This window comes from Frateuria sp. sgz306004 (genome assembly GCF_057750885.1).
In genome coordinates, this window is record NZ_JBYLFE010000011.1 from 39,254 (window position 1) to 54,135 (window position 14,882).

General features: G+C 55.5%; 14 protein-coding genes and 1 pseudogene. 7 read left to right on the top strand and 8 right to left on the bottom strand.

What is annotated here, in order from left to right; genetic code table 11:
- Positions 1-37: 37 nt before the first annotated feature.
- A complete protein-coding gene (locus tag AC3G2C_RS18865; RefSeq protein WP_488386167.1) occupies positions 38-649 on the bottom strand; it encodes a helix-turn-helix transcriptional regulator in 612 nt (203 codons plus the stop codon).
- A gap of 161 nt (positions 650-810) precedes the next feature.
- On the opposite strand from AC3G2C_RS18865, the gene AC3G2C_RS18870 reads away from it, so the two are divergent.
- Positions 811-1,713, top strand: a complete 903-nt coding sequence (locus AC3G2C_RS18870; protein ID WP_488386168.1) for a LysR family transcriptional regulator — start codon at positions 811-813, stop codon at positions 1,711-1,713.
- A 209-nt stretch (positions 1,714-1,922) separates the two neighbouring features.
- Here the strand turns inward: AC3G2C_RS18870 and AC3G2C_RS18875 are convergent.
- The 6 genes and pseudogenes from AC3G2C_RS18875 to AC3G2C_RS18900 all read right to left on the bottom strand — a co-directional run.
- Positions 1,923-2,523, bottom strand: a pseudogene (locus AC3G2C_RS18875) (integrase core domain-containing protein); the annotation flags it as partial.
- Between the two features lie 53 nt (positions 2,524-2,576).
- Positions 2,577-2,741, bottom strand: a complete 165-nt coding sequence (locus AC3G2C_RS18880; protein WP_488386169.1) for a hypothetical protein — start codon at positions 2,739-2,741, stop codon at positions 2,577-2,579.
- Between the two features lies 1 nt (position 2,742).
- The gene (locus AC3G2C_RS18885) at positions 2,743-3,786 is read right to left on the bottom strand and encodes a serine/threonine-protein kinase (protein ID WP_488386170.1); all 1,044 of its coding nucleotides are present in this window, start codon (positions 3,784-3,786) and stop codon (positions 2,743-2,745) included.
- Complete coding sequence (locus tag AC3G2C_RS18890) at positions 3,779-4,162, bottom strand: hypothetical protein (RefSeq protein WP_488386171.1); 384 nt, start codon at positions 4,160-4,162, stop codon at positions 3,779-3,781. The genes AC3G2C_RS18885 and AC3G2C_RS18890 overlap by 8 nt, the downstream gene beginning before the upstream one ends.
- Positions 4,163-4,360: 198 nt before the next feature.
- Positions 4,361-5,239, bottom strand: coding sequence for an ImmA/IrrE family metallo-endopeptidase (locus tag AC3G2C_RS18895; RefSeq protein WP_488386172.1), 879 nt, complete (start codon positions 5,237-5,239; stop codon positions 4,361-4,363).
- Between the two features lie 12 nt (positions 5,240-5,251).
- The gene (locus AC3G2C_RS18900; RefSeq protein ID WP_488386173.1) at positions 5,252-5,620 is read right to left on the bottom strand and encodes a helix-turn-helix domain-containing protein; all 369 of its coding nucleotides are present in this window, start codon (positions 5,618-5,620) and stop codon (positions 5,252-5,254) included.
- 293 nt (positions 5,621-5,913) lie between these two features.
- Here AC3G2C_RS18900 and AC3G2C_RS18905 point away from each other — a divergent pair, with 293 nt between their 5' ends.
- The 4 genes from AC3G2C_RS18905 (at position 5,914) to AC3G2C_RS18920 (ending at position 9,173) form a co-directional block, all read left to right on the top strand.
- Entirely contained in the window at positions 5,914-6,666 is a 753-nt protein-coding gene (locus tag AC3G2C_RS18905; protein WP_488386174.1) for a multiubiquitin domain-containing protein, read from the top strand.
- Positions 6,641-7,837, top strand: a complete 1,197-nt coding sequence (locus AC3G2C_RS18910) for a ThiF family adenylyltransferase (protein ID WP_488386175.1) — start codon at positions 6,641-6,643, stop codon at positions 7,835-7,837. Before AC3G2C_RS18905 ends, AC3G2C_RS18910 begins: the two co-directional genes overlap by 26 nt.
- Positions 7,825-8,289, top strand: coding sequence for a ubiquitination-like system serine protease family protein (locus tag AC3G2C_RS18915; protein WP_488386176.1), 465 nt, complete (start codon positions 7,825-7,827; stop codon positions 8,287-8,289). The genes AC3G2C_RS18910 and AC3G2C_RS18915 overlap by 13 nt, the downstream gene beginning before the upstream one ends.
- Before the next feature lie 125 nt (positions 8,290-8,414).
- The gene (locus tag AC3G2C_RS18920) at positions 8,415-9,173 is read left to right on the top strand and encodes a hypothetical protein (RefSeq protein WP_488386177.1); all 759 of its coding nucleotides are present in this window, start codon (positions 8,415-8,417) and stop codon (positions 9,171-9,173) included.
- Positions 9,174-9,422: 249 nt separating this feature from the next.
- Here the strand turns inward: AC3G2C_RS18920 and AC3G2C_RS18925 are convergent, their stop codons facing one another.
- The gene (locus AC3G2C_RS18925; protein ID WP_488386178.1) at positions 9,423-9,683 is read right to left on the bottom strand and encodes a hypothetical protein; all 261 of its coding nucleotides are present in this window, start codon (positions 9,681-9,683) and stop codon (positions 9,423-9,425) included.
- 1,017 nt (positions 9,684-10,700) lie between these two features.
- Between AC3G2C_RS18925 and AC3G2C_RS18930 the strand changes: the two genes are divergently transcribed.
- Both AC3G2C_RS18930 and AC3G2C_RS18935 read left to right on the top strand, forming a co-directional pair.
- The gene (locus AC3G2C_RS18930; protein ID WP_488386179.1) at positions 10,701-13,088 is read left to right on the top strand and encodes a TnsA endonuclease N-terminal domain-containing protein; all 2,388 of its coding nucleotides are present in this window, start codon (positions 10,701-10,703) and stop codon (positions 13,086-13,088) included.
- Positions 13,089-13,129: 41 nt separating this feature from the next.
- Positions 13,130-14,110 carry an AAA family ATPase gene (locus AC3G2C_RS18935; RefSeq protein WP_488386180.1) on the top strand — a complete coding sequence of 327 codons (981 nt, stop codon included), beginning with the start codon at positions 13,130-13,132 and terminating at the stop codon, positions 14,108-14,110.
- The last annotated feature ends 772 nt before the right edge of the window (positions 14,111-14,882 follow it).

Below are 14,882 nucleotides of genomic sequence, written 5' to 3' on the forward strand. Positions count from 1 at the left end.
CGCTATCCCGATAGGTGAGTCAGCTTGCGAAATGGATTTAGAGAATGCCCATCGCCGACGCACGGGCCACTGCTTCCGCACGCTTGTGAGTCGACAACTTGAAGAAGATTTTCTTGGCGTAACACTTCACCGTTTCCGGAGCGACGTGCAATTCGCGCGCAATGCTCTTGTTGCTATGTCCTCTACCCATTAGCCGAAGGACTGCGGTCTCTTTGGTGCTCAGCATGCCAGAGAGCGGAGACGCATGTGGCGAATCGGAACAGGGGCCTTCCCTGTTGCCGTTGGCGGCGGACGCCTTTAGTTGGCCGAACAGGAGAAGAAGATGGAGCAACGACCGAAATCCCGCGGGCGCCGGATGGCAGAGCATGTCACACGCCAGGGAGACCGCACTGTCTACATCCCCCTGCCAGAGGTAGCCGATGGCGAGAAGCTTACGGGTGTCCCGGCGGCGAGATGCCGGCGCTTTACCGGTTTGCTCCAGCAGGTTGACGATGATGGATTCGCCCTCCCGCCCGGCAGCCGCGCGGCTCAATAGGTGTAACAATGCTGAGACATCGGAAGCATTCGGCCATGACGCGCGATGGGCCAGGTCGACTCCAGAGGCGGTATCCAGAGCGGTGGGCCAGATTGAGGTCGGGCGCGGGTTCATAGGCACTCTCACCATGAATTTGCCGAGGTACGGTTGCCGTTGTCGAGCGCTCTCCATACAGTCTTGTTGCGGATGCTCTATGGCACATACAAGGTTCGCCATTTGCCCCGCACAATCAATCCGGTAAACGTGGAAACACTTTCGGCGTTTCGGCGAAAATCATGCGCATAGACGACATACAGGTATTTGTCGAAACTGCGGATGCAGGAAGCTTTTCCGCCGCCGCCAAGCGACTGGATATGACGCCCGCGTTGGCGAGCAGCTCGGTTCAGCGGCTGGAAGATGCCTTAGGCGTAAGGCTATTTGTGCGTTCCACTCGCAGCTTGCGTTTGTCCGAAGATGGCGAACGGTACCTTCCTCATGCACGCGCGGCTCTGGCGGCAATCGCGGATGGGGAGCAGGCGCTGGCTCTTGGGCAACAGGAGATTCGAGGTTTACTGCGCCTTTCGGCGCCATCGGATCTTGGTCGCAATATCTTGCTGCCATGGCTGGAAGGGTTTCAGGACCAGCACCCACGTCTGCATCTGCAATTGCATATCAGCGATCGCGTGGCCGATTTGTACCGCCTGCCGCTAGATGCAGCGATTCGGTATGGACCGCTCGTGGAGTCCGGACTCGTCGCGCAAGCGTTGAACGAGGACAATCGGCGAGCGCTTTGCGCCTCGCCTGCGTACGTGAGTGCGAATGGCCAGCCGCACACGCCTGAGGATCTGCAGGATCACAACTGTCTTTGCTTCGTGTGGGGCGATCAAATTTACGATCGGTGGCGTTTCAATTTGCCCAACGGCGTAAGGACCGTGGCTGTGACTGGCGATCTCGTCAGTGACGATGCCGACGTGGTACGTCGTTGGGCCGTGGCCGGGCGCGGGGTTGTGTACAAGTCGCGTATCGACCTCCTGCCGGACATAAGGGCGGGACGCCTGATGGAGCTATTTCCCGCCGCCTATGGTGAATCCGTTCCCCTGAACTTGATCTGCGCTCACCGATCTCTAGTGACACCGGCAATCCAGCTCCTGCGCGATTACTTGCGAGTTCGCTGCAGCGATTTGATTGAAGGCACCTGAAGCTTTCTTCGACTCCAGCTCGTCGTTTACTTCGCGAGGAAGGTATCGAATTCTTCGTCACCCATCTCTCCCCTAAATCGGTCCACCCTTGGCCGTCAGTCTAATGCCCGTGACCCACCCCCGTTTTCTAGGCCAACGGTCGGTAGAGAATCCGACCTGTTGACCCACCCCCGTTTTCTTGGCCAACCGTCGGTAGAGAATCCGACCGTTTACGGCGCCTGTGAATTCGCTTGGGACCCGTATTCTCGGGCGAATTCGGCAGGTGTTTTCCATGCCAGTGCAGAGTGGGGTCGTTCCTCGTTATAGAAGCACCGTCACGCTGCGATTTTGCTCCGTGCGTCCTCCAGCGACAAGAACCAGTGTTCGTTCAAGCACTCCTGCCGAAGCCGTCCATTGAAGCTTTCCACCAACGCGTTGTCAGTCGGCGTGCCGCGTCGAGAGAAGTCCAGCTCCACGCCATTCTCATAGTCCCAGCGATCCATCACCTTCCCGGCGAACTCGCTTCCGTTGTCCACTTTGATCGCCGCGGGCTTGCCACGTTGTTCCACCAGCCTGGCCATGCTCGCCGCGCAGTGACTGATCTACCACGATGTCCAGGCACTCGTGGGTGAAGTGATCCACCACCGTCAATGAGCGGAACCGACGTCCATCGAACAACGCGTCACTGACAAAGTCCATGCCCCACAGTTCGTTCGGAGTCGTGGCGACCATCTTGGGTTGACGCCGACGCGCGCTGCGACTGCGACGCGGACGGCAATGCCGAAGCGATAAGCGGGCGCGTAGCAAACGCCCAAGACTACCTCGCCACCCAAGGGAGATCTGTCTCGATTCTCAGAAGAAGATCGTCTGACGGGAATTCTCTACTAGGCAAGCTTCTTTGGTTTTTTCGGCAAAATGAAGTAGCCGGAATCATCAATGACGTAATCGGCCTCTTTGCCACGACGTTTTGGAGACCTGGCCACATCTTTGGATTGAACTAACTGAGTCCTAGAAAGAAATTGTCTCTTGCTGGCCTGACTTTTCTTCATGTCAGTTCTCCCGAAGAAATTTCTTTGTCCTCTGCCGGCTCAACGACTCAACGCAGTACTCAGCAATGCGACGCTCCAGACCACCGACACGCCCCTTCTTTGCAACAGAAGATCCGTTTAGCGCTACGTGGAGCGTAGTGGTCATATCGTCTATCCGCTTAGCCCAGGTCGCCCCGCCAGGATCCTTAGCGTATTGCCAATCCAAGAGCTTTCCCTCAATGCCCGCAAGTCCGTTGACGACATCGATACACGACTTGTAACGATCATCCACGCCTTCGAGGCACTTCCGAATTACCCTGATCAACGTATCCGGAATGTGTTCTGGAAACACGTCGCTTTCAGTATTGGGAAACTGGTTGTTGATTACAGCGTGCCTGAATAGCAACCGATCAAATTGCCCACCAGGCATGTAGGTCCTGAACTGTTCATAGAAAAGGGCGTCCCCAACACTCATTCTGAAGAGCGTTAGTCCGACCTGATAGATATCGTATCGATGATCGTATTCCTCCTGCGTGAAGAACTCAGGAGGAACCATCTTTCCATAGTGCCTGTCTTGCTCAACTAAGCCATCAAGACCTCGCGCACGAGCCAATCCGAAATCGGCGATCAGCGCCTCTTCGCGATCTGATAAGAGAATGTTGTCTGGCTTCACGTCGAAGTGGACGAATCCCTTGGTATGAATGTTATGGAGACCGCTTAGGAACTGCGTTGCCAACGTAACAATCTCTCGCACGGTGAGGAACCGTTGGCTCATCAGCTGCTTGAGTGATCCCCTGGCATAGTGAGGCATAGCCAGATAGATGGATTCATCGTCTTGGCAGGCATAATGGATCGGCACTACGTTTGAATGTGAACTTGCGTAGATGCATGCTGATTCATCGAAATAGCCATCAACATCTAGATTCGCCTTGCTGATCCTCTTTATGACAAGCTCCGCATCCAGCTGGGGATCGTGAGCAACGAAGACGCTCGAGTTGCGCCCCTCTGCGCCGATTTCTCGCCTCAATTCGAAGGTCACATCAGCCACGTTGTACGGCTTAAGCATGTTCGGCCCCCATGGCAACAAGCACGGCTTCGCGTTCCTCTTGGTTAAGATCCCCCCACCCAGGCACCTGATCGAAGGCCACCTGGTTAGTGACAAATGGCTTGAATTGAGTTCTCGCAAAGCCAAGCCGACGTGAAATGCTAGCGATCTGACCGGCGTAGTAGCCTCGGAGGAAACTACTTGCGAAAGCTTCCTGAATTACGCCTTCGATCTCGATGCGCTCTAAGCTCAAAGTTTGCGCGCTGCTCTCAGTCACCCGAATTCCCGCCCTATCGATGTCGTACTCGCGAATGATATCGAGCACGTTATTTCGCACGTACTTCAATCCATCCGGTGTTGCCAAGGCCTTGGGGATCTTGATTACCTCAACGTTCAAGAGTGATCGGTCTTCGGTGTCGAAGACTGCAAATACAACCTCCCTAGGTTTTGCTCGTATTCCAAGAGTCCTCATTGTCTTCTCCGTAACATCTGACAATTTTCGCGAAAACCGAAGGTCGAACGCAGGCCGAACACAAAACGCTGTGTTCAAATCCGACTATTCATTACTGAGTTCCACTAAGAAGCTTCTGCACAATCACCGCGCTCTCGGTCGCCATGTGAGTTCACCCGTTAGCTCCGGAAGCAACTCATCCTCTCCTTGGGTGAATCGCGCGCTATCCGAAGGGCGCTCGGACTCCATCGGTTCAAATGTGAGGAAAGAATACGTTTGTTGCTTTGGCGCATAGAAGGATGCCTCCTCGTAGACGCTGAAGCGCCCAGCAGCATCCGAATGACTCCAATCCGTACCCTCCGACTCTGCGGTACGGACAGCGCCATCTTCCGCGCTCATGGCGACCTCTGCTGCGCAACCTCGCAGCACCCTTGTCCCGCGCAAAAGGCGGACACCTGCAGCGCGTAATGCAGTTGATGGAAAGGCCAACTTGATCCGACCCTCCTCCGCCAAGACGAAGGCCACGCAGTCCGTAGATGCCTTGATGAACTGCGAGGCGATGCAGTGCTGGGAAGCCCCGAAAGACCGCGCCAATTCAGCGACGATCTGCACGCCGAAAGGTTTTCCTTCGATCAGTGGCTTGATGACAGCCAACGGCACCAGACACTCGGAGGCGAACGCATCACACGCCTTCTCCTCCGGCGGCCGCGCCGGCGCGGACGTCAGCGCCGATTCGCTCGGCCCACTGGCCTGCCCATGCACTGACGGCAGGTTTAGGACGTGGTGAGCAATCTCATGGAGGATGGTGAAACGCTGCCTCATCAGCGGGTCATTCTTGTTCACCAAGATGTACCGCTGGCCACGGCGCACCCCGGTACTACCGGCCTCGCCCTCGAGGAGCTCCACGAATTTCACTTGAAAGCCCGTGGCCTGGGCTAGCGCCATGACATCCACCGGCGCCGAGGTGACACCGTGAACCTGCAGAAAGTGTCGTGCGCGGAGAACTGCCGTGTTCTCGTCCATGAGGGGAGTGCCTTAAAGTTCTTGAATCATGCGGATGCGTTTCATCCATGCTTCTTCAGTCGTCGGCCGTTCACCTCGGAAACTTAAGCGCGCAACGTCGCGCAAATCGTCCCAAGGGATAGTGCGATCCGACATCATGATCCCGTAAAGGGCGTCATCAACCGACTGCTCAGACAGCAGCTCCAAAACCTGCTGCTCGCGCTCATCCAAACGCAGCGCCGTGCCCAATCTCTGCCGCACCTCCGGGGAGGGCGACCCTCGGTCCCCCTTCTCCAACCTATATATGTAGGTGTGGTCCAGCTCCTCTGCCCTGTCCTTGAGCTCTCGCAGGCTCAGTTCTTCCCGGCTACGCATTGCCGCGAGGAAACCAGAAAGTTCCATAAACACCTCATGTTGATTTCTTACGACACCCCAGATAAGCTGTTGCCTAACTAGTCAACACCCAAGATCTTGTGCAACCGACCTAGTCGGTTTTTTAAAAATCCAAGTGTTGCCTGGAAAAGCAACGGCCGGAGGGCCGTTTTTTAAGTACCCCAGTGTTGCCTGATTCGGCAACAGGAGCAAGTGACGAGCACGAAGTCGTCGTTCAGCCCCGGCCCTTACCGCCTGGTCGTTGCCACCCGACACAAACCAAAGCCGCTCTAGGCCCCTTCCCCCGATCGAGGACTACCCCGATGAATCAGCGTTTCGAAGACCACGTAGAAGATATTGCACAGGCCTCCCGCGAAGGCCGGCCTCCCCGCGATCACGGTCCTTATGGCCTGTTGGTCGGCGACGGCGATTTGCACTTCCGCCCCGTCGTAGTGGCTGATCCGGTTCCGACCGGCGAACAGATCTTGGTGGTGGCGGAACTGCGGCCCACTCGCGAGCATCTGCTGTTTCAGGTGATGACGAACGGAACGATCCGGGAGGTGCGGCCTGAGGACCTCGTCGACCTACGGGCTCCCGGCCTGGAAAAGTTCCTGGCCTTTTACGGCGACCGCATCTACCGCTTGACCTTGGATGATCGCTCCGTCGACTGGGGCAGTCAGTGGATCACGGGGCGGGTGCTGAAGATCCTCGCCGGGGTCAATCCCGATGACATGGACGTCGTCCTCCTTCACCCGCAAGGCCAGAACCGCGTAGTGGGCGACGATGATCGCGTGGACCTTTCCGAACCTGGCGTGGAGCGGTTCGAGACGGTGCGGATCAATATCGAAATCTTCGTCAACACCGTCTCGCACACGGTCCATCAGCGGGTCATGGACTACTGGGGCATCGTCCGCCTCGAGTACCCGCAGGCCAACCCCTGCAATGAGCTGGAGTCCTACACCGTTACCTACGCCAAGGGACCGAAACAGAACCCGAGCGGCACCTTGGTCAAGGGCCAGTCCGTCCAACTCAAACAGGGCATGGAATTCGATGTCTTCCTCACTGATCGCTCGTAGTCCTGATCTGCTGCGCCTGCGAAATGAGGGCTTTCATCTCGTGCCGCAGGGAGGCTACCTGCTCGTCCACGATGTGCCGTACGTCAACACGGAGCGCGGTGTGGAGCGCGGAACGCTTGCCTTCCGCCTGGACTTGACCGGCGACATCGCGGTCAAGCCGCAGGAGCACACGGCCTATTTCATCGGCAAATGTCCCTGCGATTCGCAGGGACAACCCTTGTCCGCCATCATCAACAACAGCACGACCATGGTGGTAAACGACATCACCGTGAACCACTACCTCTCCGCAAAACCTCGGACGGCTGACCACCTCTATCAGTCCTACTACGAGAAGGTCACCAAGTACGTTGCGCAGCTCGAAGGGCATGCCCAGCACCTCTCGCCAGGCATCAGTGCGCGTACGTTTCCGCTCGTCGTGGCCGACGGCAATGAATCCGTGTTCGCATACGAAGACACCGCTTCGACGCGAGCCCACATTGGCGTACCCACCGACCGCCTTAAATCGCAGCGCATCGCGATTGTTGGCCTGGGGGGCACCGGTGCCTATGTGCTCGACCTCGTGGCGAAAACGCCCGTCGCCAAGATCGATCTTTGGGACGGCGATGTCCTCCAGCAGCACAACGCGTTTCGCTATCCAGGTGCGGTACCACTCGAGACCCTTCGAGCGGCGCCGACCAAGGTCGGGTATCTGGCCGGCATCTACCAGGCCGTGCACCGGCACATCGTCCCGCACCCGGAGATGATCACTGCGGACAACGCTCATCTGCTTCGCGACTTCGACTACGTGTTCGCCTGCGTCGACCGAGCCGACGCCCGACGCCTTATCCTCAGCGCGATCGAGGGATCGTCGGCCACGCTCATCGATGTCGGCATGGGTGTCCGCATGAACGCCGCGCAGGCGCTTCTCGGGCAGTGCCGTGTCACCGTCGTCGATCCAGGGCGCGATCCCGAGGCCATGGCCACACTGCCGTTGGCTGGCCATGACGACGACAATCTCTACGCCACGAATATCCAGGTCGCCGACCTCAACGCCCTGAACGCCGTCATGGCGGTAGAAACGTGGAAAAAGCGATCTGGGTTCTACGCGTCTCGATCCTCCAGCTCGCTAACCGTGTATGCGACCTCCAACAGCACCATGGCTGCCAGCGAGGCCACCCCATGTCCCGTCTGAGTCGCGTTGAACACCGATTCGTGGAAAGCTTCCCAACACCCCTGGAAAGGGGTGTTCTCTATGTCTCGCTCCGATTCCGCACGGCCGCCCATTTATGTGCCTGCGGATGCGGCAACAAGGTGGTCACGCCTCTTTCGCCGGCGGGTTGGTCGATGCGGTTCGATGGCGATGCCGTCACGCTCGATCCATCCATTGGTAGTAGCCGCCTCTCCTGTCGGTCTCACTACTTCATCCGAGGCAACCGGATTGTTTGGTGCCGCGCAATGACCGATGAGCTGACTGCCAAGGCTCGGAAGAGCGACGCAATCGCCCGCGCGCGGTATTACCAAACGGAACCAAATGCCGCCTTGGCGCAGCACCCGACCACTGCGCCGAGACCGCCCGCTTCGGTACCGCAACCAACAACTGAATCCATATGGGAGCGACTGCGAAACTGGTTGCGACAGCTCTAGAGCAAGCGCTCTTCAATCTCAGCGAATGATGTGAGCTTGGAAGGCTAAGGAATTTGGGGTGGGCCTTTTACAAGACGATCGACTTCTCAAAAGGCCACCGAACGCTAATCAACCAGGGGAACCTCATGACCAAGTTAGAACCACAAATTGCCGTCGATCCGTCGGCCACACTGGCTACGGATAAGCCATCCGCTCGACTACAAACAGGGACGCAGATCCTCACCTTACTTTCATTGCTCTTCGTGGTGATGACACCTGTAACGTATTTCAACGGTCGCGCTTATCACGACGGTTGGTATGACTACCTTCATCTCGACCAACAGATGTTCCCGCTAGACACTCCTGGAATGTTGACCGAGGGAGCGGTTGCTTGGGGCAACGCACTGGCAGAATTGATAGCCGCAACTCTTGAGTCGATCGCCACCCATTGGTTCGTCCTTCTGCTGACGATTTTTTCCATCGCGCTAATTTGGTCCGTCTTCGCATGGATCAACCGTAGGATGGACAAAGGCGGAAGGAAGACAGAGCGCCCTTTCAAAGTAAAGAACCGCCTGGTCGCACTTGCTTCTCCCGTCTTTTCGCGCGCCGTGATTGTTGCACTCGCCCTATTCCTAGCCATCGAGCTTATTTCCTTGATGACGCTTGGATTTGCAGCGTTGAGCCTTCCGTTCTACAAATTGGGCCGCTACGAAGCGAAGAAGGCGGTGGCTATCAACTTCGAGAAAGAGCCTCTGGTGTCGGTAAAGTCGGCCAAAGGCGACATCGTGGAGTTGCGGGAGCTTGGCTGCGGCCCACAGTTTTGTGCGCTCTGGGGAAATGGCCACGCCAGCACTGCACCTTTATCGGCTGTCGTGTGGGCCGACTCACCACCGCCCGATAAGTGATGGCAAATTCGTCCCTGGCTTTAACTCGTCCGGAGTGCTGAGCGACGAGCGGCTGCGGTGAGGGCCGCTCGACAGCACAGGCAGCACCCACTCCACTTCACCAGGGTTCAGAGTAATCGCCTCTGCTTAGGACGGTCTAGCGACGAACGCGGAATGCATACGCTTGCCGAGCGAACTGCGTGATCGCACTTCGTTGTAGTCGCGTCGCCAACCCGAGAGCAGGTCAGATGGTCAGATGATTCGCACTTGTCAGGAAGAGTGTTTCCGCAGAATCTCCTCCAGATCCTGTAACACTTCTTCGGTAGTTGCGTACTTTCCCGTCGCTAGCGCGTCATCTCGCGACGCCAATGCCCGGCGCGTGAATGAGCTACGAGCCTCGCGATTCGCTAAGGCGACACTCAACGCGGCCTCAACAAACTGGACCAGCGTCTCTTCGGTCTTGAGCGCTCCCTCAATCGACTTCAGAAGCTCAGGTCTTATCGTGACGGCAAATTTCTCTTCGTTGCTCATGTGCGACCTCGCCCTCAAGCTCCTAAGTTTCCGCCAAGATTCAGGAAACCTACGGCGCCCTGGCCCTATTAGAGATCGGCCAAAGTGATGTGCCAAGAACAACGGCTCCGAACCTAATATTGGCAAGATTGCCATGATCCTGAACACGAGCAGATTTGACTTTGAGCTCGTGTTAGGAGCGATCAGCTAACCGCATTACCTGGCACCCTCAGCTCCCGGCGCTAACTCCCTCACGTTTTCCGTAGTATGTACGTTCGGCGTAAAGAAAATATCTTTATTTTCATGTGTTTACTTGACTTCTGCAGCGCCATCATGCCAGCCTTTCCTCAACGGTAAGCGGTTCTGGGTTCGGTTGGTGTCATCAATACCCAGCCCCCTCTGTCCCGGTTAGTCCGGACCAAACCGTACGTAGAGGCGCCAACATGCGCGTCAGCGATCGATCGCCGATAGACCTGGATCTATATCTTCCTCGGACTCCGGTTCTGACCGGCGCGGAGACGGCACGCCTTATGGGCTTTCCGACAACCGAAGCGCTCTACAAAGCGAGACAAGCCGGTCGCCTCCCTATCGAAATGTTCCGACTTCCGGGAAGACGTGGCTGGTTTGCAGCCACTTCAATTGTGAAATCGTGGCTCGAAGCTTCGCTAATGCCGCGCACAACTACCCAACGCTCGACGGAGGAGGACGCCCCAGTGGATAGCTAACCCACGAGGGCTCGTCGATAAAGAGAAAGCCCCGTTCTGCTGACGGGGCTTCTCTTGGAGCATGCGGAACGAGAACCCCGCGCCCCTTATCCTCCGAGCCTCGATATCCCCTGTCAAGAAGCCGCACATTCTCACATCACGCGAGAAGGTTGTTTGACGCTCTTGGTAGCTCACATTCTTAGTGCTCTCGACGCACCTGCCCCTGAGCACGAAGGAGGGTGCCGTGATTCGCGAGTCTCGATCGCCGACGTATTCACTTCGTCCGACTGCAAAGCCACCCACAGCAGACGACATACGCACGGCATTGCGAAGGATGTCGCTTCCCACAAAAGGGGAGGAATACGTACTAGACGTCGCAACATCCCCGCCAAGCCGTCTAGTAGGTGAACACCGAAATCGAAACCTCATCTTTGATGTACCGATACCGCGACTTGGACTTGTCCTTCAAGCGGAGTCTGGCTCCGGAGAATATTTCTTCCTTCTCGAACGATCTCGTGATGAGGACATTGTTGCGATCTTTGATCAGCCAAATGCGGTGCATTTGATGATCACCAACAAGCGTGGCGTACGAACTCCAATCTCCTACACACCTGACTTCCTCATCATCCACAACGATTGTGTTGTTGCCTATGAGGTCAAAGAAGATTCAAAGCTGGAAAATCTATGCAGAGAGCGTCCATTCGACTGGGTGCGCACGGATGACGGGTTCCGCTACGAGACCGCCTACCGACACTTCGAGAAGCTCGGCATAACCCATACAACCATCCGCAACAGTACGACTTCGTCGATAAGGGCCGAGAATCTCCGCCTGCTAGCAGCAGTGCGCGGCATTCTTGACAGCGCTTATCTCGAAGGAGTCAGAAAACGAGCGCTAAGGATCATATGCAAAGAAAGAATCATCAGACTTTCAGATCTCTTGAACGACCTCGGATTAGCTGATACCACCGCAATCTTCCAACTCGTCGACGCAAGAATCGTACATGCCGATCTAGACACAACGCTACTAACATCGATCAGAGACACATGGATCTGCGCTTCAAACGAGGAGGCAGATGCCCTTACCAGATCACGCGCGAAAGCCCTTTCATGCCTTCAGGCTGGCGAGGCAATCACAACAGATACAATTGCTCATCCGAGACATCTAGTAGAGCTAACAAAGAGGCTGGAAACTTGCGAAGGGCCCCTCGGAGGGAACAAATCTGACCCAGAAGCGAGATCGGCACGGTCAGCACGACGATACAGGGAGGCTCTTCGAAGATCGGGAGGAGATATACGCTCACTCTTTCCAAAGTGGGAAAAGTGCGGGAATCACACTCTACGAAAATCACAACAACATTATGATTTTCTCCACCAGGTGATTCACGATTCGCAAGCAAACAAGGATCACGCAAACCCTGCACATGCACGCAGAGTGTATCTTGCACTACTAAAGACTCACCCAGTCCTCCATTCAGAATCTCCACTGGCAAGGTCAACCATCTATCGACACTGGAGATACGTACACAGGATCGCGGAAAGCGCAGGCCACCAAGGTGGACGGCGACTGCGCAATTTGAAGGAAAGGCCTATCGATCCTTCCAAGCGCGCACTAGTTCCAACGCGCGCGTTCTCAATTGCCCATGTAGACCACTGGCAAGCTGACATCGAACTGATCGTCTGCACTACAGAAAGCAAAACCGTGACACAGCGCCCATGGGTCACTGGAATAGTCGACTCCTACTCTGGCGAAGTACTTGCTCTTTGGGTGTCCTTCCGCACTCCATGCCGCGAAAGCTGTGCAATGGCAATCCGCTGCTGTGTCCTTCGCCACGGCAGAGTACCCGAAGTGCTTATCATGGATGGCGGCCCTGACTTTGAGAGCGTGCATTACACAGTAATGCTCGCCTCCCTTCAGATCACACGATCAAATCGACCACCCGTGGATCCGAGATTTGGCAAGGAAGTTGAAAGGGTCTTTGGCTCATTCAAAGAGCTGTTCTTGCGTGGAATGCCCGGCTTCATTCCTGGAATCAAGTACACAAGGAGAATTTCAGGAAGCCATGCACCAAAACGTCGAGCAAAGCTTGATCTGAGTGACTTTGTCGAAAGCATTGAACACTACGCATATGGTTGTTACAACCATGCGCCGAAGCCGGAGCAGTTAGAAAGCCGCCATCAACTTCGATGCTTGTCTGACTCAAATTTCCCCTTCTCCGGCAGACCGGTTGCCTGGAACAAGGCCTTCCTCATACTGACCTCGATTGAAGCTCCAGACGAAACATATACGTTTTACCCAAACCAAGGGGTTCGAGTACTCGGCAGGTGGTACGCCAATGAGGCCATCCTGGACTATCGAGGTTTCAAAAAGGACGTGGACCTCCGCGTTGATCCTTTTGACAGCTCAATCGTCTATGTATGCCTTGAGAGCAAATGGCATGTCTGCCGAAGTAGCGAATCCATCGTCAATAACTCAATCTCTGACCTAGAAGTTGTATCGAAAAGCACAAAGTACTATCAGCTTCGGGCAATTCGGAACATGGCTTCAGATGAAGCTTCTGTCCGCGCATATACGGCAAAGCTCGAGTTGCTCAGCCGTAAATGCTTAGGATCCACGAAGAGCATCACCAGGACGAAACAAGTCAATCAACCGCAGGCGAACAGTAACAATCAGCCGTCGCTAGATCAAATTGATGACCTGATGTTCGACGGGCCTTCGCCATGAAGTCGCCCTTCTTTAGCTCAGCGCTCCTACACAGAAATTTCGTGTCCGCTCGCGACACCGTCACCACCCTTCTCAAGAATTCACCTGGAGGAAAGGTCGTCGCCTTGCTGGGTCCGACACAAACGGGAAAATCCAAGATTTTTCGCCATGTAGTTGCAGAGCTTGGAAAATGTTTGGTTTCGGGCAACCCCGCGGCAATGCCAGTTGTGTCTCTGACAATTGCAGCGAGCCAAGATGGCCGGATCTCTCCAAAACACCTCACGCTCAAGCTGCTTAAAGCAGTCCGCCATCCGATATACATGCATATCGGAGACCTGGATGAGCTTCAGCACTATCGGCCGTCGAGGGGATCTGATGAGGGAACTCTTCGATCTGCGCTGGAAAGCGCTCTTGAAGCCAGAGAGACCATGTATCTAAACCTGGACGAAGCACATCACCTAACCCATACGCGCGACCCGAACGTCAGGTCCAACGTACTTCAATCAATCAAGTGCTTCAGCGCGATCGAGAGAACCCTATTCTTGTGCGGTGGCTATGAGCTTGCCTACCGGGGTCTTTTCGACTCTGCGCACTTCGCAGGTCGCCTAGTGTGTGTCGAGTTTAGCCCTTACACCGATTGCAGGAGAGACTTCGAAGAATGGCTTCGGATTCTAAAAGCATTCAGCGCCAACCTAAACCTTAGCCCGAATACTCTTCTCATAGACCACGCAGTAGAGCTTCTCGCTGCGTGCAATGGATCATTTGGCCTTTTGGAAAAAATACTTTGGTCCTGCCGAGCAAAGAATTCAGAGAGGGCTATCGATGGGCGTGCGCTCCTTGCCTCATTCCCCTTGAAGCGGGAGCACGAGGTTATTCACAGAGACATCAATAGGGGAAGGGAAGCACTCGCATCTCTGCCAACAATAGCTCTCACACACTCTGACGTAGCGTGTAGCGAAGCCAAGCCTCGTAGCCGGCGGCCGTTCAAGCGAAATCCAAATCGACACTCTGGCCAACAGATGCCGGAGGTGGATGATGAGTGACTATTTCACGTTGGAGCCCAAAGGTCTTGGCACCGTTGAGGTTGAAATCTTTCACTCCTACTTCCACCGATTCGCGAGGCTCCATTCCACGACGATGATTCCCATGGCCAACCATCTGTCCTTCTGGTGGTCTAAAGAGATAGGCCGTCCATTTAAGCTCTGCTCCGTACCCTTATACAACGGCCGCGGTCGACAGCTAGGCAATTACAGCGATGCCACGCTGTCGTATGTCGAACTAGTATCAGCAGCAGCGCAACGCTCCGATATAGCTCAGACAACGCTCCTTGCACTTCGAGGTGCGGCGGACAGGGTTTGCCACGAAGTGACAAAGGCTGGCCGCTTTTGGTGCCCAGCCTGTATGTACTGGGCAGAACGCAACGGCGAGACCTTCTATGACCGCCTAATCTGGAGCCTACTTCCGATCAAGAGATGTATCGCACATCGAACGGAGCTCTCTGGGGTGTGTCCAGCATGCAATGCGCCTCAAAGATATTATGAATCGAAGAGCATGCTCTTGTGCTGGAGGTGTCATCGATCACTGATAAGTAAGCCCAATCAGTGGGCATTCATCGATAGACCAAGCTTCGGCGAAGAGGACTGCGTAACCCTTGTCGAGGCGATTGCGACAGGAACGCTCACGAAATCGGTAGAAGGCGCATGCAAGATCTTTTCAGACGTGATGGCCGATCTTTGCGTTCCACTAAGGGGACTCCCAAGAGTCCATAGACGTTGCCCCCGTACCTGGAAGAATAGGTCTACGCCAACATTTTTG

What these genes read in the sequence shown, in the direction of transcription:
- AC3G2C_RS18865 (WP_488386167.1), bottom strand. Translation starts at nt 649, where the DNA reads ATGAACCCGCGCCCGACCTCAATCTGGCCCACCGCTCTGGATACCGCC.
- AC3G2C_RS18870 (WP_488386168.1), top strand. Translation starts at nt 811, where the DNA reads ATGCGCATAGACGACATACAGGTATTTGTCGAAACTGCGGATGCAGGA.
- AC3G2C_RS18880 (WP_488386169.1), bottom strand. Translation starts at nt 2,741, where the DNA reads ATGAAGAAAAGTCAGGCCAGCAAGAGACAATTTCTTTCTAGGACTCAG.
- AC3G2C_RS18885 (WP_488386170.1), bottom strand. Translation starts at nt 3,786, where the DNA reads ATGCTTAAGCCGTACAACGTGGCTGATGTGACCTTCGAATTGAGGCGA.
- AC3G2C_RS18895 (WP_488386172.1), bottom strand. Translation starts at nt 5,239, where the DNA reads ATGGACGAGAACACGGCAGTTCTCCGCGCACGACACTTTCTGCAGGTT.
- AC3G2C_RS18900 (WP_488386173.1), bottom strand. Translation starts at nt 5,620, where the DNA reads ATGGAACTTTCTGGTTTCCTCGCGGCAATGCGTAGCCGGGAAGAACTG.
- AC3G2C_RS18905 (WP_488386174.1), top strand. Translation starts at nt 5,914, where the DNA reads ATGAATCAGCGTTTCGAAGACCACGTAGAAGATATTGCACAGGCCTCC.
- AC3G2C_RS18910 (WP_488386175.1), top strand. Translation starts at nt 6,641, where the DNA reads ATGTCTTCCTCACTGATCGCTCGTAGTCCTGATCTGCTGCGCCTGCGA.
- AC3G2C_RS18915 (WP_488386176.1), top strand. Translation starts at nt 7,825, where the DNA reads ATGTCCCGTCTGAGTCGCGTTGAACACCGATTCGTGGAAAGCTTCCCA.
- AC3G2C_RS18920 (WP_488386177.1), top strand. Translation starts at nt 8,415, where the DNA reads ATGACCAAGTTAGAACCACAAATTGCCGTCGATCCGTCGGCCACACTG.
- AC3G2C_RS18925 (WP_488386178.1), bottom strand. Translation starts at nt 9,683, where the DNA reads ATGAGCAACGAAGAGAAATTTGCCGTCACGATAAGACCTGAGCTTCTG.
- AC3G2C_RS18930 (WP_488386179.1), top strand. Translation starts at nt 10,701, where the DNA reads ATGTCGCTTCCCACAAAAGGGGAGGAATACGTACTAGACGTCGCAACA.